Origin of the sequence: Delftia sp. WSY_12, assembly GCF_043104645.1 — a bacterium.
GTDB classification, from domain to species: domain Bacteria; phylum Pseudomonadota; class Gammaproteobacteria; order Burkholderiales; family Burkholderiaceae_C; genus Comamonas; species Comamonas tsuruhatensis.
In genome coordinates this window covers 63,736-89,000 of record NZ_JBICKW010000003.1, presented here as the reverse complement: position 1 = coordinate 89,000, position 25,265 = coordinate 63,736, and the positions used below count along the sequence as shown (strand labels likewise).

Sequence of the window (25,265 nt, the reverse complement as noted above, 5' to 3'; positions counted from 1 at the left end):
GCCGTCGGCGGAATACTCTGTGCCGCCGTTTCTGCGGCGCGTGATTCCCGTGCGGGAATTTGAAGATCTGAAGGGCGGCATTGATGGGTTCATCGTTGGTCGTGTCGGTGGTGAGCCACGGACATGGCGCTCATATCCAGAGGCTGCTTGAGTGCCTGGCTTCGGCGCGCCTTGCTCCGGTGTCCCGTGTGGTGTTGACGCTCAACATTCCCGAGGCGGAGCCCCAGGCGCCCGTGGCCGGCTGGCCCTTTGCTCTGGAGATCCGGCGCAATGCGCAGCCTCTGGGGTTCGGCTGCAACCACAACCGGGCGCTGGCGAGCGCACGGGAGCCGTTTGTCTGCGTGATCAATCCCGATGTGTTCTGGAGCGAGCAGGAGGAGCCGTTGCAAGACCTTCTGGCGCTGGTGGCCCGTCCGGGACTGGCCCTGGCCTATCCCCCCCAGATCGGTGAAGACGGCGCGCTGCAGGATTTCGAACGGGAGCTGCCATCGCTGTGGAATTTGCTGCGGCGCAAGCTGCGCGGGCGCGTGGAGCGGCATGTGGAATGGGTGAATGCGGCCTGCTTGGTGCTGGGCCGGGACAGCTGGCTGCGACTGCGTGGGTTTGACGAAGGTTTCTATATGTATTGTGAGGATGTGGATCTGTGCCTTCGCCTGCGGGTGCTGGGCGGAGAACTCAGGCGCGGTGGTTTGCCTGTGGTCCATGCGGGCCAGAGGGCGAGTCGGCGCAGCCTGCGCCACGGCGCATGGCACGTGGCCAGCCTGCTGCGGCTGTGGAGCCGCCCGGCCTACCGAAAGGCCAGGGCCCTGCCGCAGGCAGCGCTCTCGCTGCGCAGCCTGCGTGGAGAACCATCGTGATCTGGATGTCGGTACTGGCCTTCATGGTCTCCTTCATCGGCTGTGCGCTGCTGCTGCGCTGGGCCCGGCGGTCCGCAACGTCCTCCTACGGATACGACAAGCCGCAGCGTTTCCACATGGGCGAGGTGCCCCGGCTGGGGGGCGTGCCCATGTACCTCGGGCTGGCTGTCTCCTGGGGAGTCGGCACCTGGCTGAGCATGCGCGGAGATCCTTCGTCGCTGCGCATGCAGCTGTGGGTCGTCGTATGCCTGGCTGCCATGCTGCCGGCCGTGGTCGGCGGCGTCATCGAGGATGTCTCGCAGCGCCTGAGCGTGCGCTACCGGCTGGTGCTGACCCTGCTGAGCGCCGTGCTGGCTGTTTTGCTGTGCGGCCTCACCGTGCCCCGGCTCGGCTGGCCCTGGCTGGAACAGGCGCTGGGTCCTGCCATGCCCTGGCTGGGCATGGGCCTGGCGGTGCTGGCTCTGACGGGCCTACCCCATGCCTTCAATATCATCGACGGCTACAACGGGCTGGCGGGCATGGTGGCCACCATCATCTGCCTGGCGCTGGCCCATGTGGCCTTGCAGGTGGGCGACCGCACGCTGGCCGCCATGCTGGTGACGCTGGCCGCCGCCACCTGCGGCTTTCTGGTCTGGAACTACCCGCGCGGCATGATGTTTGCCGGCGATGGCGGAGCCTATGTCTGGGGCCTGGCGATTGCCCTGGCCAGCATCGCCCTGGTGCAGCGCAATTCCGCAGTCTCTCCATGGTTTCCCATGCTGCTGCTGATCTATCCGGTCTGGGAGACGGTGTTCTCCATCTACCGCAAGCTGATGCGCGGCATGTCGCCGGGCATGGCGGATGCCCTGCATTTCCACCAGCTCATCTATCGGCGCATCGTGCGCGGCGTGTTCGACGATGATCTGGCCCGGCGCATGCTTCGCCGCAATAACCGGACCTCCCCCTATCTGTGGGCCTTCACGCTGCTGACCGTGGTGCCGGCATTGCTGTTCTGGAGCAACACGCCCGTTCTGGTGGGTTTTTGCCTGTTGTTCGTGGTCAGCTATGTGATCGCCTATCTGGCCATCGTGCGCTTCAAGCTGCCGGGCTGGATGCAGAACAATGGATGATGGCCGGGCGCCATGGGCGTTCCGTCATCCGGGCATGCAACACTGCCGCGCAGTTGCGGCACAATGCCCGCCTTGTTGTTGACTACTTCCACGCCCCAGGGCTAGCACCATGAACGATATCCTCTCGATTGCCCCCCGCGACAAGGCCGAAATCCTCGCCCAGGCCCTGCCCTACATCCGCAAGTTCCACGGCAAGACCATGGTCATCAAGTATGGCGGCAACGCCATGACCGATCCGGCCCTGCAGGCCGACTTCGCGGAAGACGTGGTGCTGCTGAAGTTGGTGGGCATGAATCCGGTGGTGGTGCATGGCGGCGGGCCGCAGATCGAGACGGCCCTGAACCGCCTGGGCAAGAAGGGCGAGTTCATCCAGGGCATGCGCGTGACCGATGCGGAGACCATGGAAGTCGTGGAATGGGTGCTGGCCGGCGAGGTGCAGCAGGACATCGTGGGCCTGATCCACCAGGCCGGTGGCAAGGCCGTGGGCCTGACAGGGCGCGATGGCGGCCTGATCCGCGCACGCAAGCTCAAGATGGTCGACAACAAGGATCCGAACATCGAGTACGACGTGGGCCAGGTGGGCGACATCGTCTCCATCGACCCCAGCGTGGTGCGCGCGCTGCAGGATGACGCCTTCATCCCCGTGATCAGCCCCATCGGCTTTGGCGAGGAAAACGAGAGCTACAACATCAACGCCGACGTGGTCGCCAGCAAGCTGGCCACGGTGCTGCAGGCCGAAAAGCTGGTGCTGCTGACCAACACCCCCGGCGTGCTGGACAAGGCCGGCAGCCTGCTGACCGACCTCACGGCGCGCGAGATCGACGCCCTGTTCGCCGACGGCACCATCTCGGGCGGCATGCTGCCCAAGATCAGCGGCGCCCTGGATGCCGCCAAGGCCGGCGTCAACGCCGTGCACATCATCGATGGCCGCGTGCCGCATGCCATGCTGCTGGAAATCCTGACCGACCAGGCCTACGGCACCATGATCCGCAGCCATTGAGGCCCGATGGCGCGGACTTTGCGGTTCGCGTTACCATCGCGCATGGCCCGGGCGTGGTCTGACGGCCTGGGCCGGTCTGTTGCAAGCCGCCTTTGGGCGGCTTTTGTTTTTTAGGTTTGATATGCGTTTGCTTCTTGTGGAAGACGATGTGATGGTGGCCAGCGGCATCAAGCTGGGGCTGTCCGATGCGGGGTATGCCGTGGACTGGGTCGGCAGTGCCGAGCGCGCCTTGGAGGTGCTTGCCCAGGAAGCCTTCGACCTGGCCGTGATCGACATCGGCCTGCCCGGTATCGACGGGCTGGAGCTCACGCGCCGCCTGCGCAGCAGCGCGGTGGAGAGCTCGGCCATGCCCGTGCTGATTCTGACGGCGCGCGACGCGCTGCAGGACCGCGTGCAGGGCCTGGACCAGGGCGCCGACGACTACATGGTCAAGCCCTTCGAGCTTCCTGAACTGCTGGCCCGGCTGCGCGCGTTGCTGCGCCGATCACAGGCAGCCACATCGGCCGTCCTCAGCTTCGGTCCCATCGAGCTGGACACGGCAGGCCGCCGCGCCGGCGCGCGCCAGCCTGCGCAAGACGATGAGAGCGAGGGAAAGCTGCTGCCCATCGACCTGGGCCCGCGCGAATGGACCGTGCTGGAATACCTGCTGATCCACGCGCCCAAGCCCGCCAGCAAGGACAAGCTGCTGCAGGCGCTCACGGGCTGGGACCGAGAGATCACGCCCAATGCGGTCGAGGTCTATGTCTCTCGCCTGCGCAGCAAGCTGGAGCCGCACGGCGTGGCCCTGCGCTCCATCCGGGGCTTCGGCTATCGGCTGGAACTCTCGCATACCGTTGCCTGATGCGGACATGGCGCATGGCCCCAGGCGCTGACCGCCCATGACAGCCAATCTGCGACTTCGCCTGCTGGTGCTGCTGGTGGTGCCGCTGACGCTGCTGGCGCTGATGGGCGGCTGGTTCGGCTACCGCTCGGCAGACGAGGCCTCCACCCAGCATGACCAGCGCCTTTTGCGCCTGCTTCCCGCGCTGGCCGACTCCGTGCTGGCACCGTCGATTGCCGAGGGAACGCCGCCGCTGGTCGCGCTGACGCCCGCCATCGAGGAAGTCTTGCGCCAGCGCGGCAACGACGTCGGATATGCCGTGGGCGACCTGCAGGGCCATGTCGTTGCCGGCGACACCTGGATCCGCTTCGATGTGCCTTCCACGCCGCTGGCCGAGTTCCACAGCCAGGAGCATGACGGCCTGACCTACCGCGTGGCCGTCATGCGCGCCGAAACCTATGGCGCCGGTGAAATGGTGCTCGTGCTGGCCGACGGTGGCGACGTACGCCAGCAATGGGTGCGCCAGTTGCTGCTGCATGTGCTGCTGCCCAGCGTGTTGCTGATCGCGGGCGCTGGCATCGCCATCTACTGGTCGGTCAGCCGGGCCTTCCGGCCGCTGTTGACCCTGACCCAGGCTGTGGAGCGGCGCTCGCCGCGCGACCTCAGTCCCATCTCGGAGCACAGCTCGCCGGCCGAGGTCCGCCCGCTGGTGCGCTCGCTCAACCGATTGTTTGCACTGGTCAACGCCCAGGCCGAAGGCCAGCGGCGCTTTGTGGCCGATGCCGCCCATCAATTGCGCACGCCTCTGGCGGCCTTGCAGGCCCAGGTCGAGGCCTGGGCGCTGAGCGCGCAGGCTGCCCAGGCCGAAGCGAGGCGCAAGGGCACCGAGGCCCAGGTGGTGCTCAGCGTGACGCAGATCGAGCAATTGCGCGACGCCACGCGGCGTACCTCGCAGCTGGCACGCCAGCTGCTGGCGCTGTCACGTGCCGACGCCCGCAATGCCGAAGTCCAGCCGCTGCAGCAGGTGGACCTCAAGGACCTGTGTGAAAGCATGCTGGAAATGTTCTTCGACCAGGCCAGCGCCAAGGGGCTGGACTTCGGCCTTGACGTTGCTCCGGCCAGTGTCTGGGGCCACAGCTGGCTGCTGCGCGAACTGGTGTCCAATCTCGTGGACAACGCCATCAAGTACACGCCGCCCGGCGGCAGCGTCACGCTGCGCTGCGGCATGTACCATGGCGCGGGGCAGTCCGCGGATGAGCCGCCAGGGTGGGCCTTCCTGGAGATCGAGGACGATGGCCCCGGCGTGCCCGAGGCTGAGCGCTCGCAGATCACGCAGCGCTTTTACCGCGCCCAGGGTGCGTCCGGCGATGGAACGGGGCTGGGATTGGCGATTGCCGATGAAATAGCCCTGTTGCACCAGGGCACTCTTGCCTTTGGCGCCGGCGCGCAGGACAAGGGCCTGCTGGTACGCTTGGAGCTTCCATTGCAAATGCCGGCCGTGCTCTCGGAAACAGTAGCAGCGCAGCCAACAGGGACGCGATCCTGACGGTTGCGCTCATGGGGACAGCTTTGTGCGGAGTTGCCGCCGAGGGCTGTGAGAGAATTACTTACAAATAGTTGATCTGCTTATGTCCGAGTCTGAAGTCCTGTCGCCTTTATCCGCTCCTGGCGCTGATGTCGTTTCCGACGAAGCCGCCTCCGCTTCCGCCCCCACGCCTGCGCGCAAACGCCCCAAACCCGGGGAGCGGCGCGAGCAGATCCTGCAGGCGCTTGCGGCCATGCTGGAAAAGCCCGGCGCAGAACGCATCACCACGGCAGCGCTGGCCGCTCACCTGGGCGTCAGCGAGGCGGCCCTGTACCGCCACTTCGCCAGCAAGGCACAGATGTTCGAAGGCCTGATCGAGTTCATCGAGCAATCCGTCTTCACGCTGGTGCAGCAGATCGTCGGGCGGGATGTGCCGGAGGAAGAGCGGCCCGCAGTGGATGGCATGCGCCAGGCCAGCCGCGTGATCTCGCTGGTGCTGCAGTTCGGCGAGCGCAACCCCGGCATGGTGCGCGTCATGGTGGGCGATGCCATCGTCTTCGAGCACGAGCGCCTGCAGGCCCGCATGAACCAGTTCTTCGACCGCATCGAATCCACGCTGCGCCAGTGCCTGCGCCCCGCCGCCGGTGCGCTGGGCTCCTCCGCCCCGACGGTCGATGCCCAGGTCGCCGCCAGCGTGCTGACGTCGTTCGCGCTGGGCCGCCTGCAGCGCTACGCACGCTCGGGTTTCCGCCGCCTGCCGACCGAGCATCTGGAAGCCAGCCTGGCCTTGATGGTCTGAACACGGCCCAGCGGACCCCAGGGTCCGCTCTGCAGCAAAGCCACCCGCTTGCGCCGGTGGCTTTTTTGCGACCAGGGCCTTGCTTCTTCGCGGTGGCAGTGCTCAGCCGGCAAGATTGCGCCGTCGCCTGGCCGGTGCTGTCACGCCCAGCGCCGCAACGATGCGCCCCACCTGGCCTTCCGTAATACCATGCTCGGCAGCCAGTTGCCGGGCCGTCTTGTCCGTGGCGTAGTCTGCGGCGATACGCTGGTTGCGTAATGCCTGCAGTGCGCGCGCTGCCCTGGGCAGCTGGAAGTGGGGCAGGCCTCCATACTCACGGGCGAGCTGGAGCAAGGCTTTCACGCCTATGGTGGCCGCATAGGGATGCTCGGGTGTGACCTTGTCCGGCGTGGGAACGTAGATGCGCAGCCCACCCCAGCGCTGCACCAAGGCCATCGTGGGCTGCAGTCCGATCAGGCGCTCGAAGTCCTGCAGCAGGGGCGGGAGCAGATCACTGCAAGTGCCATGGCGCGGGTCAATGGCAGCTGCTGCGGGCGTGGGTATGCCGATGGTGGGGGGCAGGGCAGCAGGCCGAAAGCCCTGGGAGACAGGTGCCGGATGGTGTTCGGAATGCATTTTGGCTGTACGCTCTTGGTTCAAAAGGAAACGGTTCAATTTGAACCATATTCTTGGTCCATAACGAACCACTGTCAAGATTCGCCATGCCTGCAAAACCTGTGACTGATGCGCTTACATCCAACGTTGATGAGGTACTGGCGCGCATGGCTGAAGCCTTGGGACCCGACTGGATGGCCGGCATGGAGGTTCAGCCTGAAACGGTGCGGACATGGCGCAAGCGCGGGGAAGTGCCAGCACGGCAACTGCTGCGGGCCTCGCAGCGAGCGGGCCGGCCGCTGGAGTATTTCAACGGCACGGGCGCGGCGAAGCCTGTCGCTCGGCATGGTGGGGCGGCCGAAGACGAGTTCACACAGATCGAGATGCTCGATGCGCACGTCAGCGCAGGGCATGGGGCCGTCAATGGCCCCGACGAGGTGATAGGCCGCTTCGCCTTCCGTTCGTCCTGGCTGCAGTCCAAGGGACTGGGCAGGCACAACGCCAAGATCGTGCGTGCCCGTGGAAGATCCATGGCGGACCGCATCAACGACGGCGACATCCTGCTGGTCAACACCTCGGTCGATACGCTGACCCAGGATGGTGTCTATGTGATCGAGCTGGAGGGTGAGAACTACGTCAAGCTGCTGGAGCGCGACTTCAGCACGGGCGGTGTGCGCATCGTCAGCTACAACCCCGCCTATCCGCCCCAGGTTCTGGAAGGCGAAGCGGCCAACCGGCTGCGCATCTGCGGCCGGGTCCTCTGGCACGGCGGAGAACTCTAGCCCCCGGGCCGCGCCGCCCGGCATCGCTCCAGAGACTTTGCCGCAGGCCTGAGGCCAGCCTGCGCGCTTCCGTCTTCTCCCAGCCTTTCTCGTCCTCCTCTTTCGTGCATCCGTGCCTGCCGGAGCGGCAGGACGTTTGCGCTTGCCTGGCCGTTGGGATGTGCCGGGCCAAGGCACATGTGCCTGGCATCCAGGTCCGCTGCGCCTGAGAAGGCGCGCGCCTGTGGACGCTGAAACCGGGCCTGCATATGCAGGCCTTATTCATTTTTGCCTGCCTCGGCACAGTCACTCCATCGCAACGACGCATCTTTTTCTGCGTCCCCCAACGGAGTGACCCATGTACGCCATCGCACAACTGTTCCTGCTCTTTGCCGCTCATCTGCGGCCCATCGTGGCCGAGGCTGCGGCGAGCGTGGCAGCGGCCTTTCCGGTGCTGCGCCCATGAATGCACTGGCCCAGCATCGCAACGCCATCGTGTCCGTCCTGGCCTCGGTGCCGCAGATCGGCGTTGTGCAGGACCGCGAACGCCATGCCGCCAGCGATGCCGAGCTGGCCGCCCTGTTCACGTACACGCCGCCTGCAGCAGGCACGGCCCATGTCCGCGGCTGGTGGCTGCGCAGAAGCAGCACGGTCGAGCACGGCAGCAGCACGGCCCGCACGGTAAGCGTGCACCAATGGACGCTGCATGGCTACCTGGCCATCGCCGACGCCCAGGCCAGCGAGTTGCTGCTGGACGACCTGGTCGAGCAGTTCCGCGCCCTGGTGCGAGCCGATCCGACCCTGGGTGGCGTGTGCCAGCCCGGTCCCCTGGCAGGCAGCGACGACAGCACCGATGGCGTGCAGGTCATGCGTGCCGAGCCGGTGGATTTCGCGGGAGTGCGTTGCCACTCCGTTGTCCTGCAACTCAGAACCTGGAGCTACCTGTGACCTGCACACCACCGAACCGGGCCTAGACCGGACACCTCGCAACTTTCCCGCAACCCCTGTGGCCCGCGGCGCTGGAGAACGACGCCCAAGGTCGCGAAACATCTCTTCATCTCTTCAAAGGATTTTCCAAATGGCAGCAAAGATCATGCGCAAGATGGCCCTCCTGGCCCTGGTTGAAACCGTTGTCGGCACGGCCGTCGTACCGCTGGCGGCCAATGCCATGCTGGTCAGCGACGTGACCCTGACCCCCATCGAGGGCGACGTGGTCGAGCGCAACAACATCCGTCCCTTCTTCGGCTCCAGCGGCAGCACCCTGGTCACCGAATACCAGAAGGTGTCGTTCTCCGTGGAATTCGCGGGTGTGGCCGCAGCGGGTGAGCGTCCCGGCGTGACCGACCTGTTGCGTGCGTGCGCCGCCAGCGCCAGCACCGAGACTGGCGTGAAGACAGTCTTCTCTCCCGTGACCGACGGCATCCAGAGCGTGACCATCTACGGCAACGTGGACGGCACCCTCTACAAGATGCATGGTGCACGCGGCGAGGTGGAGTTCAGCACCGATGCCAAGGCCATTCCCAAGTGGAAGTTCGAGTTCACGGGCTCCTTTGTCCCCGCCGTGGATGAGGCCCTGCCGGCTGTGGACTACAGCGACTTCGTCGCTCCTCTGGGCGTCAACAAGACCAACACCCAACTGACCCTCGATGGCCTGGCGGTGGCCTGCAGCGCCTTCAGCTTCAAGTGCGGCAACCAGGTGGTCAAGCGAGACCTGATGAACGTGGACACCGTGGAAATCACGGACCGCAAGTCCACGGGCAGCGTCACCTTCGAGAACACCAGCGTGGCCACCAAGGACTGGATCGGCCTGGCGCGCGCCAGCGCCATCGTGCCCGTCACGCTCAAGCATGGACCGGGCGCCACCAACACCGTCAGTTTCAAGAGCGCGCGCGCCCAGATCGGCAAGCCGACCTACAGCGACAGCGATGGCGTGCAGATGATCACGATCCCCCTGTCGTTCATTCCCTCCGACGCGGGCAACGACGAGTGGTCCATCGAGATCTGACGCCGTACCTCCCTGCCCGACAACTACGCATCCAAGGATCACCATGGCCGTCAAGATTTCCGGGCTCAAGCCCACCATCTCCGTTCCCGCAACGCTGTACCTGCCCGTCGATGAGGGCAGGTTCGGAGCCCATCACTTTGCCGTTGTGTTCAAGCGCCTGGGCAAGGCGCGGCGCGACGAGATCAATGAACTCATCGTCGTCGGCAAGCCCGCCACGCAGCCCGATGGCTCGCAGGAGGTACGGCGCATGACCATCCCTGAACTGCTCGACGAAGTGGTTGTGGGCTGGGAGGGGATGCTGGGCGACGAAGGAACACCCGTGCCCTACAGCCGCGACGAACGCTTGGCGGCCGAGGAGGCCTACCCGGGACTGGAGCAGGCCATGGCCGTAGCCTGGTTCGACGGACTCAACGTGCACCAGCGGGATGCCGCCACAAAAAACTCCGTGGCGCTGTCCGGCATCACCTCGGCCTCGACGGCGCAGACCGCTATCTCGTAGACGACGAGCTGCGTGCCCAGTGCGCGCAGATGGGGATCGACCCCGACCGGATGGTGCCCGGCGATCTGCAACGGCAGCACCCCGAGGACTACGAACTGTGGCCGGAGCATGCGATGGCCTGGAGCGTGTACCTCGGCTGCTCCACCCAGTGGCGCAGGACGGCCACGCCCTGGGGCCAGTGGCACTGGGACGGGCTGGATTACGGCGGGGTCGAGATCGTGATGCGCCGCTACGCGGTGCCCGCCGCGCAGCGCGGCGAGGTCTTCGCGCAATTGCAGGTACTGGAGGCGCAGGCGCTGCGCCAGCTCAACCGGGGCTGAGGCATAGGGGCCTCGGCTCCGGCCTTTCAAGACAAACACAAGCGGTCAAGCATACCGAACAGAGATCAGCATGAGTACAGCCGTCACAAGCATTGGTCCTGCCACATTGCAGACCATTGCAGATCTGAAAACACTCGCTGGACAGCTTCAGCAGGCTGGTGCAGCTGCGGAGAGTCTGCGCGCGCGTCTTGACCTGGCTACAGGTGGCAAGGGTGCGCAGGAAATGGCCTATGTCACGGCGCTTGCGGACCGGCTTGGCCTCCAGCTGGAATCCACGGGCCAAGCCTATGCCGACTTTCTCACCAAGGCGCGTGGCACGGCACTCGAGGGGGAGCCTGTGCGAGCCCTGTTCACTGGCATAGCCAAAGCCAACGTGGCCATGCATTTGTCGGCGGAACAGAGCAGCGCTTCACTTGCCGGCGTGCTTGATCTGATGGGACGAGGTGCGATCAGCGTTGCCGATTTCAACGAGAAGCTGACCCGCATTCCTGCATCGGCACAGATCGGGGCCCAGGCACTCGGCGTGACGAAGGATCGTTTCACGGCGATGCTGCAGGCAGAACAGGTGCTTGCCGATGACTTCCTGCCGCGCTTTGCCGTCGCTCTGCAGCAAACCTTGGGCAATAGCGCCGAGCGCACAGCGGACCGGGTGGGTGCCGGGGCCACGCGCATGGAAAATGCCTGGGGCAAGTTCAAGGCGGCGGTCGGTGATTCTGGTGTGAACCGGGTGATCTCCGTCGGCATGAATGGCATCGCTTATGACATGAATGCCGTTTCCGAGGCGATGTCCAGGGCACGGGACAATGGGTCCGGATTCTTCGGTCAGGTCAACCAGGGCTTGGCCATCCTGATGGGGCGGGCGGTAGGGCTCAACTACGTCAGCATGGCCTTCCAGTCCAACGGGGAAAGGGCCGCCTACCTTGCCAAGGAGCTGCCAAAGGCCGCTGCTGAACTGGAGGCGCTGCAGGCCAGAGGCGCAGCCACCTCGGAAAACATCTATCTGCGCAGTTCGTACTTCGATTTGCTGAAGTACGTTGCCAAACTCAAGCAGGCGCAGCAGGAGCAACTGGCACTGGAAGGCAGACGTGACACAGGCGGTGGCCGGGGATTCATCAATCCGCCTTTTGCGGGCCCTGCTACCCCTTCCGAAGTGATCCCCCGTACGTGGGAAGAACCTCCTAGGGTCAAGGCTGCTCCGGTGGGCAAGGCCACGATTTTGCGGCCATCCCAGGGGGCAGGTAAATCTTCTGGTCAAGACCTTGAATCCTTGGATTTTGCTAAGGCCGCCGCCGATCTCGAAAAGCTGATAGAGACCCATGAGAGCAAAGCCCGCGCCATTCAGGAGAACATTCGACTGGCGCAGCGTGAAACCGAGGAAATCGGACTGACGGGAGCGGCTCTCGAAGAGTTACGTCAAAAACGAGTGGAAGAAGCCGCCAGCCAGCTGGAGGCTCAAGCCATGGTGATGCAAGGCATCGACCTTTCCGGAAGGGCGACCCAGGCATTGTTGGAAGAGGCCAAGGCCATTCGTGATCAGGCCAAGGTCAAAGGCTACAACGAGTCTGCGCGCATGGTGGCTGAGTACGCGAAAAACGTGCAGGTGGCCAACGATGAAGTGCAGTTTGAGCAGTCGCTCGCTGCCATGTCGCAGCGCGACCGCACGATTGCGATCGAGCAGCGAAAGATCGAACTTGATTTGCAGATCAAGCTGGCGGAGATCAACGCCAGGAACAGGGCCGACCCCGAAGAGGCCCGGCGGCTGAGGGAAGAGGCCACGGCCACAGCCAATCAGGCCAAGGCGAATGTCGCCGAGCGCACCCGCGTAAAGGAGACCCAGGCGTCGGTCGACCAGATGGACGAGATGTTCCGCAAGGGCTTCACAGACATGCTGGCCAACGGTACCGAGGGCTGGCGCACGTTCACGAAGAACCTGAGCGCAACGTTCAAGGCTTCGGTTGCCGATGAAATGTACAAGGCGTTTGCGCGGCCATTTATCGTGCCTGTGCTTGCACAGGTACGAGGCATGCTTGGTAACGTAACAGCCAATCTCGGGGTGGGCGGATCTGGCGCTGCCAATGGTGGAGGTTTTCTGAGTCAGGCCGGCAGCGCTTCCGGAGTGCTGGGGCTCGGTGGCGGTACCTTTGGCATGGGCCTGAACGCAGGCGTAGCTGGCATCTTTGGTGAGGCGGGCATTCTGGGGACGCTGGATGCAGGAATCACGGCACTTGGGGCAGGCAACCTTCTGGGGGGGCTCGGAACCTTGATGGGGGCGGCAAGCCCATTTGTGCTGGGTGCGATTGCCATCAGCTCCCTGTTTGGAGGCTTCGGCTCCCGCGGCCCCAACCACGGCGGCGCCGCCTACAGCACCGCTGGCGTCGGCAACGACAAGGCAGCCGAACAGCTGTTCGGCCGTGCGGCCGGAGACTGGTATGACGACCTGACGCAGCGCCACAGCGCTGCCGTCGAAAAGCAGCTCAAGACCAGCCTGGACGGCCTGGCCTCGGTCTATGGGTCCCTCAGCAAATACGCGACGGGTAGCGCGCGCGGCATCGACCTGGTCGGCGGCTTTGCCGTCAACGGCCGGTACAGCGACGAGGACGCCTACGGCTACGCCAAGATCATCGACAAGACGACCGGCGTGATTCTGGCCGGCTTCGAGAACCGCTCGCTGGGCAACAACCCGGAAGAGGCCTACAAGGCCTTCCTGGGCCAGACCGGTTCCCTCCTGGTGTCCGAACTCAAGAAGGCGGATCTGCCCAGCTGGATGCGCACCACGCTGGACTCGCTGGGCGAAGCGCCCAATGTCGAGGCGTTGCAGGCAGCCTTCCAGACCATCGACCTGGTCGGCCGCTCCTTCGAGGAACTGGGCAAGAAGATCACGGGCTTTGCCGACCTTACCGACCTGGCCTTCGAGTCCCTGATCAAGGCTTCGGGCGGCATCGAGGCGCTGAACGCCAACGCCGGCAGCTTCTACCAGAACTTCTACAGCGAGGATGAGCGCAAGACCATCGCCAAGCGCGAGATGGGCAGCAAGCTCAAGGACTTGGGCGTGGACATCGACCTGGATGCCGACGACGCCCAGGCCCGGTTCCGCAAGCTGGTGGAGGACAAGCTCAAGGCAGCCAACTCCGAGGAGGCAAATGCCAAGGTATTGAAGGACGCCATCTCCAAGGTCCAGGGCACGCAAGGCCTCAAGGACATGGCCAAGAATGGTGCCTTCAAGGACTGGGCCAGCTCCACCCTGGGAGAAGGTTCGGGCGATATCGGGAAACTCGCGGCTGATCTCGAGAACCTGGCAAACACCAGCACGTCGCTGGCCGACTTCACTGCCGGTATGGATAAGCTGATCGGCAATATCGGCGGCACCGGCAAGTCTTCGGCCGAGACCGCTGCCGAGCTGCTCAAGCTCAACGACACGTTCAAGGCCGTTACCAAGACGTCCGAGGATGCTGCGGCGGCTTCGGCCAAACAGGCGGAGGAAACCAAGCGCAAGCAGGAGGAGCAGGCGCAGGAGGCGAAGAAGAACGAGGCCGATACGGATGCGGCGTGGAGCCTGCTGCAGCGTTCCGTCGATGCGGAGCGCTCGGCCATACAGGCACGCATCGATGTCGCGCAGGAGCGCGTGGATACCGAGCGCGCCCTCATGGACACCTTGCGCGGGCATGTCGTCGAACTGCGCGGCCAGATCGAGAGCACCCAGGCCATGGCCTTGGCCAGAGCCAACGAGGTCATTGACCAGGCACTGGCTGCGTACCGGCGCACGGGCTATCTGCCCGAATCGGCTGACATCGGCGAGGCCGTCTCGGCTGCGCGCGGCGGTATTTCCTCGGGCAACTTCCGCTCGCGCCTGGACTATGAGGCCGCGCAGTTGATCCTGGCCAACAAGCTCGAAGTGCTGCATGACGCGGCGGGCGAGCAGCTGTCTGCCGATGAATTGATTCTGGAGCAGGAAAAAAGCCAGGTCGATGCGTTGGACCGGCTGCTCAAGACCGAGAAGGAGGCGCTGGACATAGCGCGTGGCATCGACACGCGGCTGCTGTCGTCCGATCTCGCATGGGCGGAATTCCGCGCGGCACTGCTCAAGGAGAGTGTAGGCCATGGCAGCGCAGGCGATCTGGACGGGGCTGACGGCAAGAGCGAAAGCGGCTTCGGCCCTGGCGGTGGAGATGGTTCAGGCGCTGATCGGGCAAAGCGCATCGCTGAGACCTATCGCAGGTACGAGGGGACTGGGGATGTCGCAGGCTTGGTGCGAGATATCAAGGCGGCTGGCGGGACGGCAAAAGATATCGCGAATCTGGGAGGCTATGCGCTGGGCGACGTGAATGCTGTTCTAGACCAGATGGGAATCCCCCGATTCGCGCGAGGTGGAGATCACGCCGGAGGCGTGCGCATGGTCGGCGAATTGGGGCCTGAGCTGGAATTCACCGGCCCATCGCGCATCTACAGCGCACAGAGAACCCAGCAACTGTTCGCCGGAATGGGGGGCGGTGAAACATCCAGGCAGATCCAGGCATTGCATCAGTTGATCTTTGACATAGGCCGTCAGCAGATTGTGCTGTTGCACAGCATGGAGGGCTTGGCACGCAAGGCCGATGCGTTGGGTATCAAGCGGAGGGTCGCAGCATGAGCACGAATGGCGCATTCACGAAAGGCATGGGCTTTCTGCCTCCCATCGCCGTCACGCTTTCCAATATGACAACAAACGTTGCACCCAGTGAACTGGCGCCCTGGATGGTCAACAAGACGTATGCCCTGGGTGACGAGATCATTGACGTCACAGGACTCATTTGGCGATCCCTGGTCGCAGGCAATACGGGCAATGCTCCAGCAACGTCCGAAGGGAAATGGCAACGGCGCGGTGTGGAAAACCGCTTGCGCATGTTCGATGCAAGTCTGGGTTCCTACACGGAGGCTGACGACCTGATTGAGGTGCAGATCAAGCCAGGCTGCATCGTGACGGATATCGAGCTGCTGGGTATTCAGGCTCACACGGTCCAAGTGCTGATGCGCGATCCCGTTGATGGCGACGTATTCGACAGTGGCGCGCAACTCATGCTCAAGCCGTCGGGCAACTCCCACTGGAACTATTTCTTCGCCCCCATCGCTCGCGAACGCAAGTTCTCCCTTACGGGTCTGCCGGCATACACCCAGGCCACCATAACGATTCGCATCAGCAACCGTGGGGCTAAGGCGCGCTGTGCGGAGGCAGTCATCGGTCGTGCCGTGTGGCTGGGCAACACACAGTGGCGACCCTCCATCAGTTTTGACGACTGGAGCCTCAAGAAGCGCGACGACTGGGGGGGCTGGGTAGCCGAGCCCGGCGCATACAGCGATCGCCTGAAGCTGCAGGTACTCGTTCACGGCACGCAGTACGAGCGCGTGCGCAACGAAATCTTGGCGTACCGCGCCAGGCCGGTCGTATGGATAGGTGCGCGAGGCTACAGCGTGCTCACCACCTATGGCTACATCACGGGCTTCGACCAGGTACTGGTGGCCCATGGCTTCTCCGATTGCAACCTAACCATTGAAGGACTGGAAGACGATGAACTTCACGCAACCACCTGATCCACCGGATGAAGGAGTGTCGATACCCAACCGACGAACCGACCCGCAGGATGTATTCGACGTCAAGACTGATGTCTACCTGAATTGGCTTTCCGGCTTCAGAAGCTGGACAGCGGGTCTGGCCGGTTGGCTGAAGACCTTTCTTGCGGAACTAGTCCAGGCCCTGCAGACAGTTGAAGCCAATAAGAACGCCGCCCAGGCTGCCGCCGCAGCTTCGGCCACTAGCGCACAGAACGCCGCCTTGGTCGCCGGGGCGCAGCGCTGGGAGCCGGGCAACTATGCCCAGGGCGATGCAGTCTGGTCGCCTATCTCGCTGCTGACCTATCGGCGTGTACAAGTGGGGCTCTCAGCCAGCGCCATTGACCCCGCACAGGACCCTGCCGGCTGGCGGCTGTCAGGCTCCCCCATGTCGATGCCGCAGCAGGATCTGACCTCAGCTGGGCCGCACCAGCTCATCGTCGGCATGCACTATCTGGTCACGCATCCCCTGTGCGTGTGCCTGATGCCTGCAGGCGCCGCGCCTCAGGACCAGTTGCGCGTCACCAACCGCTCCAACGCCCTGACGCCCGTGCTGCGCCGCAACGGCGGCAAGTTCTCCGGCATCGAGGACGACCTGGTGCTGGATTCGCGCTTCGCCGACCGGACCTTTACACAAACCGCAACCCTGGGGTGGATCTGATGCTTTCGTTCAATACCTTGTATGGCCAACCGGCTGCGCTCATGCGCCGGCGCATCTGGAGCGGCGAGGAGCGCAAGCTGCCTGGCGCCAGCGTGCGCGTGGAAAATATGTTCAAGGCTCATCAGGGCTTCCTGCCGGCTCTTCCGTTGTGGGTTCCGAATCGGGCAGTGTGGAACGGCCGCGTGTATGCCATCGCCACTGCCACGACGCTCTACACGACACCGGACCTGCGCACCATCACGTCCCGGTTTGTGACGACCGGGACGATCCAGGGCTTGGCACAGCACAACGGCACCATCGTCGTCAGCTATGTCGAGGGATCGCAATACGGCCTGCGCGCGAGCACGAATGATGTGTCGTTCACGGCGCCCGCTGGCGCTCAAGCCGTGGCCGCGATCAGCCGTGCGGGTGGGTTCTTTTTTGGACAGCAGACCTCCAACAGCTTTTCCTACTGCTACAGGTCCGTCGCCGGGACAGATACCTGGCTTTCCACCCCCATGCCTTCGGGAGACGCATGGACGACTTTCCTTTTCAACGGGTCGGCCTATCTGGCGCTGTCTCCAGGGAACGCTATCTGGCTCTACGCAGCAGTGTCTGACTCTGGCGCGTCGTTCATCAGTTCCACAAGCTATGCCGCGCTGCGCAATACGGTGTCAGCAGCAGCGGGCGCACTCAATCAGGGCGTCGTTGTCGGCACAAAGTTCGTGCTGTGCGGTGCCACCGGGAAACGGCTGTGGACAGCAACCTCCGAAGATGGCCACAACTTCGAGCTGCGCACCCACCTGCTGCCCCTGCTGGATGGCGAGGAAGTCCAGAGTCTCACAAGCGCCATCGTGCTGGACGGCGTGATCTATGCGCGGGCCGTGACGCTCGACAACGCCAATGCGAGCCGCTTACGCCTTGTGGCCTCATACGACGCTGGGGCGAACTGGCGGTTGTTCCCCCCAGCATTCGTCCCTCGAACAGGGGTAGTCGATGTGACAACCCCCATCTTTGCCCTGGAGCCTGGTAAGGGCTTGTTTCTCGGGACCCAAGGCATGGGACTGCTATCCGACGTCGACAACGACCGTGAGTTCTACTACGAACAGGGGGCCGCATGAATTACGAATATGACCTGTGGGGTTGGTATGTGGGCATGGCCACGTCGCCCAGCGAGCGCACGACCACGCTGCCGCCTGACAACATGCAGACCCACGACGCACCGGGCCGTCCGCGCAGCAACTTCACGGGCCTGGCCTGGGTCGAACTGCCTTATGAGGCCCCGCCCGAGCCGGTGCCCGAACCCGCGATGCCGGAGATCGTCATCACCGGCATCGCGGCCGACAAGGAGGACTTTGTACATACTCCCGACTTCACCGATGCGACGGTGCCGGTGGGTGCTACGCTGACCTTCTCTGCCGAACTGCGGGCCGGCGATCAGGTGCTGACGCTGGACGACAGCTTCCGGCTGCCCATCCGGTCGCGCGATGGCCGCGAGCGCGTGGTGCTGGCCTCCATGGCCAAGGGCTTCATCCGTTTCTCTGTCCACTTCGAAGACAGTCGGGTCTGGGAAGTGACCGAAGCCATGGTCAATTCCGACCTTCCTCCCGAACGCCACATGCGCTTCAAGGGCATCAAGGTATTTGCCGTGGAGGCATGACTTGGTCTGAGGCGTGACAACCAACCAAGCCGGCACCTGCCGGCTTTTTTGCGCCTGCCCACAAGCTAGGTGTTTTCCCCCGCATGTCTTCGCCGCGACAAGCTTTCCATGCAAAATAGCACGAACGTTCGTTTTAACAAGAATTTCGCATGTCCAGCGTTTCCGCCCCACGCCGCACCGCCCGCTCTCCGGCCAACTCCAATGCCGATCCCAAGGCCGGCTCTTCCGTGCACGAAGCTGCCGCACCGGCGCCGCGCCGCGCGCTGCACAAGGGTCAGCAGACCAAGGCCACCATTGTGGAGGCTGCCCTCAACCTGGCCACGCACATCGGCCTTGAGGGCCTGTCCATAGGCGCTCTGGCCGAGCTGACGGGCATGAGCAAGTCGGGCGTGTTCGCGCATTTTGGCTCGCGCGAGGAGCTGCAGATTTCCGTGGTGCATGAGTACCACGACCGTTTCGAGCAGGAAGTGTTCTTTCCCGCGCTTCAGGCGCCGCGCGGCGTGGCGCGTCTGCGGGCGCTGTTCGACAACTGGATGAAGCGCACTTCGATCGAGCTGGACTCGGGCTGCATCTATATCAGCGGCGCCGTGGAGTTCGACGACCGCACGGGGCCGGTGCGCGATGCGCTGACGGCTTCGGTGCAGACCTGGCACGCAGCCATGCGCCGCACCATCGTGCAGTGCCGCGAATGCGGCGACCTGCGTGCCGACCTGGACGAGAACCAGCTGCTGTTCGAGATCCACGGCCTGATCCTGGCCCTGCATTACGAGGCGCGCTTCCTGCGCAACGAAGGCTCCATGCAGCGCGCCATCGACGGCTTCGAGAGCATTCTGGCGCGCTACGCCAGCCCGACCTGATTTTTCAGTTTCACCGTTTTCACCGCATCCACTGCAAACCCCGCCAACACAGGAGAAGACAAATGCCCAGCTACAACCCGCCCCTGCGCGACATGCAATTCCTCATGCACGAGGTGTTCAAGGTCACGGATGACTACCGGCAGATGACGGCGCATGCCGAGGTCGATGCCGACACCATCAACGCCGTGCTGGAAGAGGCGGGCAAGTTCGCGGCCAATGTGACGTTTCCGCTGAACATCAGCGGCGATGCCGAGGGCTGCGTGCTGAACAAGGAAACCCACGAGGTCACCACGCCCAAGGGCTTCAAGGAGGCCTACCAGAAGTACGTGGAAGGCGGCTGGCCTTCGCTGTCCTGCGACACGGCCTATGGCGGCCAGGGCCTGCCCTTTGCGGTGAACTCGGCGCTGTACGAGATGCTCAACAGCGCCAACCAGGCCTGGACCATGTACCCCGGGCTGTCGCACGGCGCCTACGAGGCCCTGCATGTGCATGGCACGGAAGAGCAAAAGAAGCTGTACCTGCCCAAGCTGACCAGCGGCGAGTGGACCGGCACCATGTGCCTGACCGAGCCCCATTGCGGCACCGACCTGGGACTGCTGCGCACCAAGGCCGAGCCCGTGGCCGGCGCGCCCGAGGGCACCTACAAAATCACCGGCAACAAGATCTTCATCAGCGCTGGCGAGCACGATTTCACAGAGAACATCGTCCATCTGGTGCTGGCCCGCCTGCCCGATGCGCCCCCGGGCTCCAAGGGCATCAGCCTGTTCGTGGTGCCCAAGTTCGTGGTCAAGGCCGATGGCTCGCTGGGCGAGCGCAACCCCATCTTCTGCGGTGCGCTGGAGCACAAGATGGGCATCCATGGCAATGCCACGGCTCAGATCAATATCGACGGCGCCATCGGCACCCTGGTGGGCCAGCCGAACAAGGGCCTGCAGGCCATGTTCGTGATGATGAATGCCGCCCGCCTGGGCGTGGGCAACCAGTCGCTGGGCCTGACCGAGGTGGCCTACCAGAACGCCCTGGCCTATGCCAAGGACCGCCTGCAGATGCGCAGCCTGTCGGGCACCAAGGCCAAGGACAAGCCGGCCGATCCCATCATCGTCCACCCCGACGTGCGCCGCATGCTACTGACGGCCAAGGCCTATGCCGAAGGCGGCCGCGCGCTGGTGACCTACTGCGCCTTCCTGATCGACAAGGAGTTCAACCACCCCGACGAAAAGGTGCGCAAGGACAGCGCCGAGCTGGTGGCGCTGCTGACGCCCATCGTCAAGGCCTTCATCACCGACAACGGCTGGACGGCCACCACCATGAGCCAGCAGGTCTATGGCGGCCATGGCTTCATCACCGAGTGGGGCATGGAGCAGTTCGTGCGCGATGCGCGCATCAACATGATCTATGAAGGCACGAACGGCATCCAGGCGCTGGACCTGCTGGGCCGCAAGGTGCTGGGCAACCAGGGCGCATCGCTCAAGAAGTTCGGCAAGCTGGTGGCGCAACTGGTGGAGGAAGAGGGCGTCAACGAGAAGATGGCCGAGTTCATCAATCCCATCGCCTACCTGGGCGACCAGATGACCAAGTTCACCACCGAGATCGGCTTCAAGGGCATGCAAAACCCCGACGAGGTGGGCGCCGCCTCTGTGGACTACCTGCGTGTGGCGGGCCACCTGGTGTTCGGCTACTTCTTCGCCCGCATGGCCCAGGTGGCGCTGCGTGAAATCGCCAAGGGCAACACCGACCCGTTCTACCAGGCCAAGCTGCAGACCGCGCGTTTCTACTTCGCCAAGCTGTTCCCCGAGACCGCGACGCTGATGCGCACGGCCCGCGCGGGCAGCAAGTCCCTGATGGACACGGACGCGGCGCTGGCCTGAACGGCTTCACTCCAATATGGGAGCACGGGCTGTGCGCATCAGCGTGGCCTGTGCGCCTTTCTAGGCGAAAGGGGTTTGAAATGAAGGCATATCAAGCACTGGCAGCAATGGTGCTGGGCCTCACGGCCGTCGCGGCGCAGGCGCAGATGACGCCCGTGGGCCTGTGGAAGAGCGTGGACGACAAGAGCGGCGAAGCCAAGTCCGAGATCCGCGTGGCCGAGAACGACGGCGTGGTCACGGGCCGCATCGAGCAGATCCTGCGCAAGGGCGCCGATCCGGCCGCCACCTGCACCGAGTGTTCTGACGACCGCAAGGGCCAGCCGCTCAAGGGGCTGGAGATCATCCGCGGCGCCAAGAAGGCCGAGGGCAAGGACGTCTGGGAAGGCGGCAAGATCCTCGACCCCGAAAACGGCAAGACCTACACCCTGCGCCTGACGCCCATCGAGGGCGGCGCCAAGCTCGAGGTGCGCGGCTCCATCGGCCCCTTTGGCCGCACCCAGACCTGGGTGCGCGTGCAGTAAACCATTCCGGAAGGCGGCCGCAGCGGCCACCTCCCTCCCACTTGTGGAACATCCATGTCCCGATTCAATGTGAAGAAAGTCGCCGTGCTCGGCGCTGGCGTGATGGGTGCGCAGATCGCGGCCCATCTGGTCAATGTCAAGGTGCCCGTGGTGCTGTTCGACCTGCCTGCCAAGGAAGGCCCGAAAAGCGGCATCGCCGAGCGCGCCATCGCCAACCTCAAGAAGCTCAAGCCGTCGCCCATCGGCGTGGCCGAGGACGCGGACCTGATCCAGCCCGCCAACTACGAGGAGCACCTCAAGCTGCTCAAGGGCTGTGACCTGATCATCGAGGCCATTGCCGAGCGCATGGACTGGAAGCTCGACCTGTACACCAAGATCGCGCCCCATGTGGCCAAGCACGCCATCGTGGCGTCCAACACCTCGGGCCTGTCCATCACCAAGCTGTCCGAGGCGCTGCCCGACGCGATCAAGCCGCGCTTTTGCGGCATCCACTTCTTCAACCCGCCGCGCTACATGCCGCTGGTGGAGCTGATCGCCACGCCGACCACGCAGCCCGTGGTGCTGGACCAGCTCGAAGCCTTCGTCACCAGCGGCCTGGGCAAGGGCGTGGTGCGCGCCAAGGACACGCCCAACTTCATCGCCAACCGCATCGGCATCGCCGGCATGCTGGCCACGATGAAGGAGGTCGAGAACTTCGGCCTGACCTTCGACGTGGTCGATGACCTCACCGGCAAGAAGCTGGGCCGAGCATCCAGCGGCACCTTCCGAACGGCCGACGTGGTGGGCCTGGACACCATGGCCCATGTGATCAAGACGCTGCAGGACAACCTCAGCGCCGAGACCGATCCCTTCTACGCCAGCTTCGGCACGCCGCCCGTGCTGGCCAAGCTGATCGAGTTGGGCAACCTGGGCCAGAAGGCGAAGAAGGGCTTCTACAAGAAGGTCGGCCGCGACATCCTGCAGTTCGAGCTGGACAGCGAGGACTACGTGCCCGCAGGCGGCAAGGCCGACGAGGTCTATGGCCGCATGCTCAAGAAGCCCGCTGCCGAGCGCCTGAAGCTGCTGCGCAATGCCGAGGGGGCGCAGGGCCGCTTCCTGTGGGCCATCCTGCGCAACAGCTTCCACTACGCGGCCATCCACCTGGAGAGCATTGCCGAGTCCGCCCGCGACGTGGACCAGGCCATGCGCTGGGGCTTCGGCATGAAGCAGGGCCCGTTCGAGCTGTGGCAGGAAGCCGGCTGGCTGGAAGTGGCGAAGATGGTCCAGGAGGACATCGATGCCGGCAAGGCATTGAGCAAGGCGCCCCTGCCCAAGTGGGTCTTCGAAGGCCCGGTGGCCGAGGCCGGCGGCGTGCACACGGCGCAGGGCTCGTGGAGCCCCGCACTGGGCCAGTTCGTGCCCCGCCGCGTGCTGCCCGTCTACGAGCGCCAGATCTTCCCCGAGAAGCTGCTGGGCGAAGACAGCCTGCCCGACTGGAAGACGGCAGGTACCACGATCGCCGAATCCAAGGCGCTGCGCACCTGGACGCTGGACGGCCAGATTCTGATCGCCAGCATCAAGAACAAGATGCACGCCATCAGCCCCGAAGTCATGGAAGCGCTGATGGAGGCCGTGGACGTGGCCGAGACCGACTTCCAGGGCATGGTCATCTGGTCGGGCGATGCGCCGTTCAGCGTGGGCGCCGACCTGGAAGCCACCATGCCGGCCTTCGTGATCGGCGGCGCCGACGCCATCGAAAGCGTGGAGCAGGAGCTGCAAAACCTCATGCTGCGCATCCGCTACGCCCAGGTGCCCGTGGTTGCGGCCATCCATGGCATGGCGCTGGGCGGCGGCTGCGAGCTGGCCGTCTACAGCGCACGCCGCGTGGCGCACATGGAAAGCTACATCGGCCTGGTGGAAGTCGGCGTGGGCCTGGTGCCCGGCGCGGGCGGCCTGACCTACATCGCGCGCCGCGCGGCAGAGAACGCCGCCACCAGCACGGGCAAGGACCTGCTGCCCTTCCTGACCGAAGGCTTCACGGCCGCGGCCATGGCCAAGGTGGGCACCAGTGCCATCGAGTCGCGCAAGCTGGGCTACCTGCTGGACAGCGACCTCATCGTGCCGCACAAGGACGAGCTGCTCTTCGTCGCCATCAACGAGGCCAAGTCCATGGCCGCAGGCGGCTGGCGCGCGCCGCTGCCGCGCAGCTTCCCCGTGGCGGGACGCAGCGGCGTGGCCACCATCAAGGGCTCGCTGGTCAACATGCGTGACGGCGGCTTCATCAGCGAGTTCGACCAGCATGTGGCCAGCCTGATCGCCAACGTGGTCTGCGGCGGCGACGTGGATGCGGGCACCCTGGTGGACGAGGCCTATCTGATGAAGCTCGAACGCAAGGCGTTCTGCCACCTGATCGGCCATCCGAAGACCCATGAACGCATTCTCGGAATGCTGAACACCGGCAAGCCCGTCCGGAATTGATATGTCCCCCCTGAGTCGCTTCGCGCCTTCCCCCCCAGGGGGACGACAGCCTCGCGGCGGGGCGGCCCTTGCTCGCTGTCCCTGGTCTGGAGCACGCCAGTTGTCTGGGGCGCGCCCTTTTCGGGGGCTGCGGGGGTGATGAATAACTGAGATCGAGGAGCAATCTCCATGAAACAAATCCAAGACGCCTACATCGTCGCCGCCACGCGCACGCCCATCGGCAAGTCGCACAAGGGCTTTTTCCGCAACTACCGTCCCGACGACCTGCTGGCGACCACGCTGAAGGCCGCGCTGGCCCAGGTGCCGGGGCTGGACCCGGCTGCCATCGAGGACATCATCTGCGGCTGCGCCATCCCCGAGGCCCAGCAGGGCCTGAACGTGGCGCGCATCAGCGCCGTGCTGGCGGGCCTGCCCACCAGCGTGGGTGGCATCACCGTGAACCGCTTCTGCGCCTCGGGCCTGTCGGCCGTGGCCATGGCGGCGGACCGCATCCGCGTGGGCGAGGCCGACGTGATGATCGCGGCCGGCGTCGAGAGCATGAGCATGGTGCCCATGATGGGCAACGCGCCCTCGCTGTCGCCGTCCATCTTCGAGCGTGATGGCGACGTGGGCATTGCCTACGGCATGGGCCTGACGGCCGAGAAGGTGGCCCAGCAGTGGAAGGTCTCGCGCGATGCGCAGGACGCCTTTGCGCTGGAGTCGCACCGCCGTGCCCTGGCCGCGCAGCAGGCCGGTGAGTTCAAGGACGAGATCACGCCCATCGAGGTCACTGACCGGAGCCTGGACCTGGCCAAGGGCGAGCCCGTGGTGCGCACGCGCACCGTGGAGCTGGACGAGGGCGCACGCCCCGACACCAGCCTCGAAGGCCTGGGCAAGCTGCGCACCGTGTTCGCGGCGCGCGGCTCGGTGACGGCCGGCAACAGCTCGCAGACCAGCGATGGCGCAGGCGCGCTGATCCTGGCCAGCGGCGCCGCCGTGCAGCGCTTCGGCCTCACGCCGCTGGCGCGCTTCGTGAGCTATGCCAGCAAGGGCGTGCCGCCGGCCATCATGGGCATCGGCCCCATCGAAGCCATCCCGGCCGCGCTGCGCTATGCGGGTCTCAAGCAGGACGACATCGACTGGTTCGAACTCAACGAAGCCTTTGCCGCCCAGTCGCTGGCCGTGGTCAACACGCTGGGCCTGGACCCCGCCAAGGTCAATCCCATGGGCGGCGCGATTGCCCTGGGCCACCCGCTGGGTGCCACAGGCGCCATCCGCTCGGCCACCGTGGTGCATGCGCTGCGCCGCAAGCAATTGCGCTACGGCATGGTGACGATGTGCGTCGGAATGGGCCAGGGCGCCGCCGGCATCTTCGAGCGGGTCTGACCGTTGCTCAAGGCCCCGTTCGCGG

The 25,265-nt window shown here is 64.7% G+C and carries 22 protein-coding genes; 21 read left to right on the top strand and 1 reads right to left on the bottom strand.

The window, feature by feature from the left end; translation table 11 throughout:
* The first annotated feature begins 83 nt into the window (after window positions 1-83).
* The 6 genes from ACF8LI_RS00685 (at window position 84) to slmA (ending at window position 6,110) form a co-directional block, all read left to right on the top strand.
* Window positions 84-857 carry a glycosyltransferase family 2 protein gene (locus ACF8LI_RS00685; protein ID WP_392411663.1) on the top strand — a complete coding sequence of 258 codons (774 nt, stop codon included), beginning with the start codon at window positions 84-86 and terminating at the stop codon, window positions 855-857.
* A 5-nt stretch (window positions 858-862) separates the two neighbouring features.
* The gene (locus tag ACF8LI_RS00680) at window positions 863-1,966 is read left to right on the top strand and encodes a glycosyltransferase family 4 protein (RefSeq protein WP_126311348.1); all 1,104 of its coding nucleotides are present in this window, start codon (window positions 863-865) and stop codon (window positions 1,964-1,966) included.
* A 109-nt stretch (window positions 1,967-2,075) separates the two neighbouring features.
* Window positions 2,076-2,966, top strand: a complete 891-nt coding sequence (gene argB / locus ACF8LI_RS00675) for an acetylglutamate kinase (protein ID WP_012203251.1) — start codon at window positions 2,076-2,078, stop codon at window positions 2,964-2,966.
* A gap of 121 nt (window positions 2,967-3,087) precedes the next feature.
* Window positions 3,088-3,807, top strand: a complete 720-nt coding sequence (locus ACF8LI_RS00670; protein ID WP_016446445.1) for a response regulator transcription factor — start codon at window positions 3,088-3,090, stop codon at window positions 3,805-3,807.
* A gap of 37 nt (window positions 3,808-3,844) precedes the next feature.
* Window positions 3,845-5,332, top strand: a complete 1,488-nt coding sequence (locus ACF8LI_RS00665) for a sensor histidine kinase (RefSeq protein WP_016446444.1) — start codon at window positions 3,845-3,847, stop codon at window positions 5,330-5,332.
* An 82-nt stretch (window positions 5,333-5,414) separates the two neighbouring features.
* A complete protein-coding gene (gene slmA / locus ACF8LI_RS00660; protein WP_012203254.1) occupies window positions 5,415-6,110 on the top strand; it encodes a nucleoid occlusion factor SlmA in 696 nt (231 codons plus the stop codon).
* A 102-nt stretch (window positions 6,111-6,212) separates the two neighbouring features.
* On the opposite strand, the gene ACF8LI_RS00655 is transcribed toward slmA, so the two are convergent.
* Window positions 6,213-6,725 (bottom strand): Mor transcription activator family protein, encoded by a 513-nt coding sequence (locus tag ACF8LI_RS00655; RefSeq protein WP_047217721.1) that lies wholly within the window; start codon window positions 6,723-6,725, stop codon window positions 6,213-6,215.
* Window positions 6,726-6,871: 146 nt separating this feature from the next.
* Here ACF8LI_RS00655 and ACF8LI_RS00650 point away from each other — a divergent pair, with 146 nt between their 5' ends.
* The 15 genes from ACF8LI_RS00650 to ACF8LI_RS00580 all read left to right on the top strand — a co-directional run bounded on the left by ACF8LI_RS00650 (window position 6,872) and on the right by ACF8LI_RS00580 (window position 25,240).
* Window positions 6,872-7,486: a S24 family peptidase gene (locus ACF8LI_RS00650; protein ID WP_026062523.1), complete on the top strand. Its 615-nt coding sequence runs from the start codon at window positions 6,872-6,874 to the stop codon at window positions 7,484-7,486.
* A 441-nt stretch (window positions 7,487-7,927) separates the two neighbouring features.
* Window positions 7,928-8,413, top strand: a complete 486-nt coding sequence (locus tag ACF8LI_RS00645) for a hypothetical protein (RefSeq protein WP_017405922.1) — start codon at window positions 7,928-7,930, stop codon at window positions 8,411-8,413.
* A gap of 130 nt (window positions 8,414-8,543) precedes the next feature.
* On the top strand, window positions 8,544-9,470 hold the full coding sequence (locus tag ACF8LI_RS00640; RefSeq protein ID WP_047474647.1) for a phage tail tube protein: 927 nt from the start codon (window positions 8,544-8,546) through the stop codon (window positions 9,468-9,470).
* Between the two features lie 43 nt (window positions 9,471-9,513).
* Window positions 9,514-9,969, top strand: a complete 456-nt coding sequence (locus ACF8LI_RS00635; RefSeq protein WP_012203259.1) for a hypothetical protein — start codon at window positions 9,514-9,516, stop codon at window positions 9,967-9,969.
* Between the two features lie 29 nt (window positions 9,970-9,998).
* Window positions 9,999-10,289, top strand: a complete 291-nt coding sequence (locus tag ACF8LI_RS00630; protein ID WP_392411660.1) for a DUF1799 domain-containing protein — start codon at window positions 9,999-10,001, stop codon at window positions 10,287-10,289.
* 70 nt (window positions 10,290-10,359) lie between these two features.
* Window positions 10,360-14,916, top strand: coding sequence for a tape measure protein (locus tag ACF8LI_RS00625; protein ID WP_392411659.1), 4,557 nt, complete (start codon window positions 10,360-10,362; stop codon window positions 14,914-14,916).
* On the top strand, window positions 14,913-15,854 hold the full coding sequence (locus tag ACF8LI_RS00620) for a hypothetical protein (RefSeq protein WP_392411657.1): 942 nt from the start codon (window positions 14,913-14,915) through the stop codon (window positions 15,852-15,854). Before ACF8LI_RS00625 ends, ACF8LI_RS00620 begins: the two co-directional genes overlap by 4 nt.
* On the top strand, window positions 15,832-16,533 hold the full coding sequence (locus ACF8LI_RS00615; protein WP_016446436.1) for a hypothetical protein: 702 nt from the start codon (window positions 15,832-15,834) through the stop codon (window positions 16,531-16,533). Before ACF8LI_RS00620 ends, ACF8LI_RS00615 begins: the two co-directional genes overlap by 23 nt.
* Complete coding sequence (locus ACF8LI_RS00610; RefSeq protein ID WP_392411655.1) at window positions 16,533-17,633, top strand: hypothetical protein; 1,101 nt, start codon at window positions 16,533-16,535, stop codon at window positions 17,631-17,633. Before ACF8LI_RS00615 ends, ACF8LI_RS00610 begins: the two co-directional genes overlap by 1 nt.
* Entirely contained in the window at window positions 17,630-18,172 is a 543-nt protein-coding gene (locus ACF8LI_RS00605) for a hypothetical protein (protein ID WP_392411653.1), read from the top strand. Before ACF8LI_RS00610 ends, ACF8LI_RS00605 begins: the two co-directional genes overlap by 4 nt.
* 149 nt (window positions 18,173-18,321) lie before the next feature.
* Window positions 18,322-19,029, top strand: a complete 708-nt coding sequence (locus ACF8LI_RS00600) for a TetR/AcrR family transcriptional regulator (RefSeq protein ID WP_047217715.1) — start codon at window positions 18,322-18,324, stop codon at window positions 19,027-19,029.
* Between the two features lie 62 nt (window positions 19,030-19,091).
* Complete coding sequence (locus ACF8LI_RS00595) at window positions 19,092-20,897, top strand: acyl-CoA dehydrogenase C-terminal domain-containing protein (RefSeq protein ID WP_017405915.1); 1,806 nt, start codon at window positions 19,092-19,094, stop codon at window positions 20,895-20,897.
* Between the two features lie 80 nt (window positions 20,898-20,977).
* Window positions 20,978-21,418 (top strand): DUF2147 domain-containing protein, encoded by a 441-nt coding sequence (locus tag ACF8LI_RS00590; RefSeq protein ID WP_016446431.1) that lies wholly within the window; start codon window positions 20,978-20,980, stop codon window positions 21,416-21,418.
* A gap of 54 nt (window positions 21,419-21,472) precedes the next feature.
* Window positions 21,473-23,875, top strand: a complete 2,403-nt coding sequence (locus ACF8LI_RS00585; protein ID WP_392411650.1) for a 3-hydroxyacyl-CoA dehydrogenase NAD-binding domain-containing protein — start codon at window positions 21,473-21,475, stop codon at window positions 23,873-23,875.
* A 168-nt stretch (window positions 23,876-24,043) separates the two neighbouring features.
* Window positions 24,044-25,240 carry an acetyl-CoA C-acyltransferase gene (locus ACF8LI_RS00580; RefSeq protein WP_017405913.1) on the top strand — a complete coding sequence of 399 codons (1,197 nt, stop codon included), beginning with the start codon at window positions 24,044-24,046 and terminating at the stop codon, window positions 25,238-25,240.
* Window positions 25,241-25,265 lie beyond the last annotated feature (25 nt).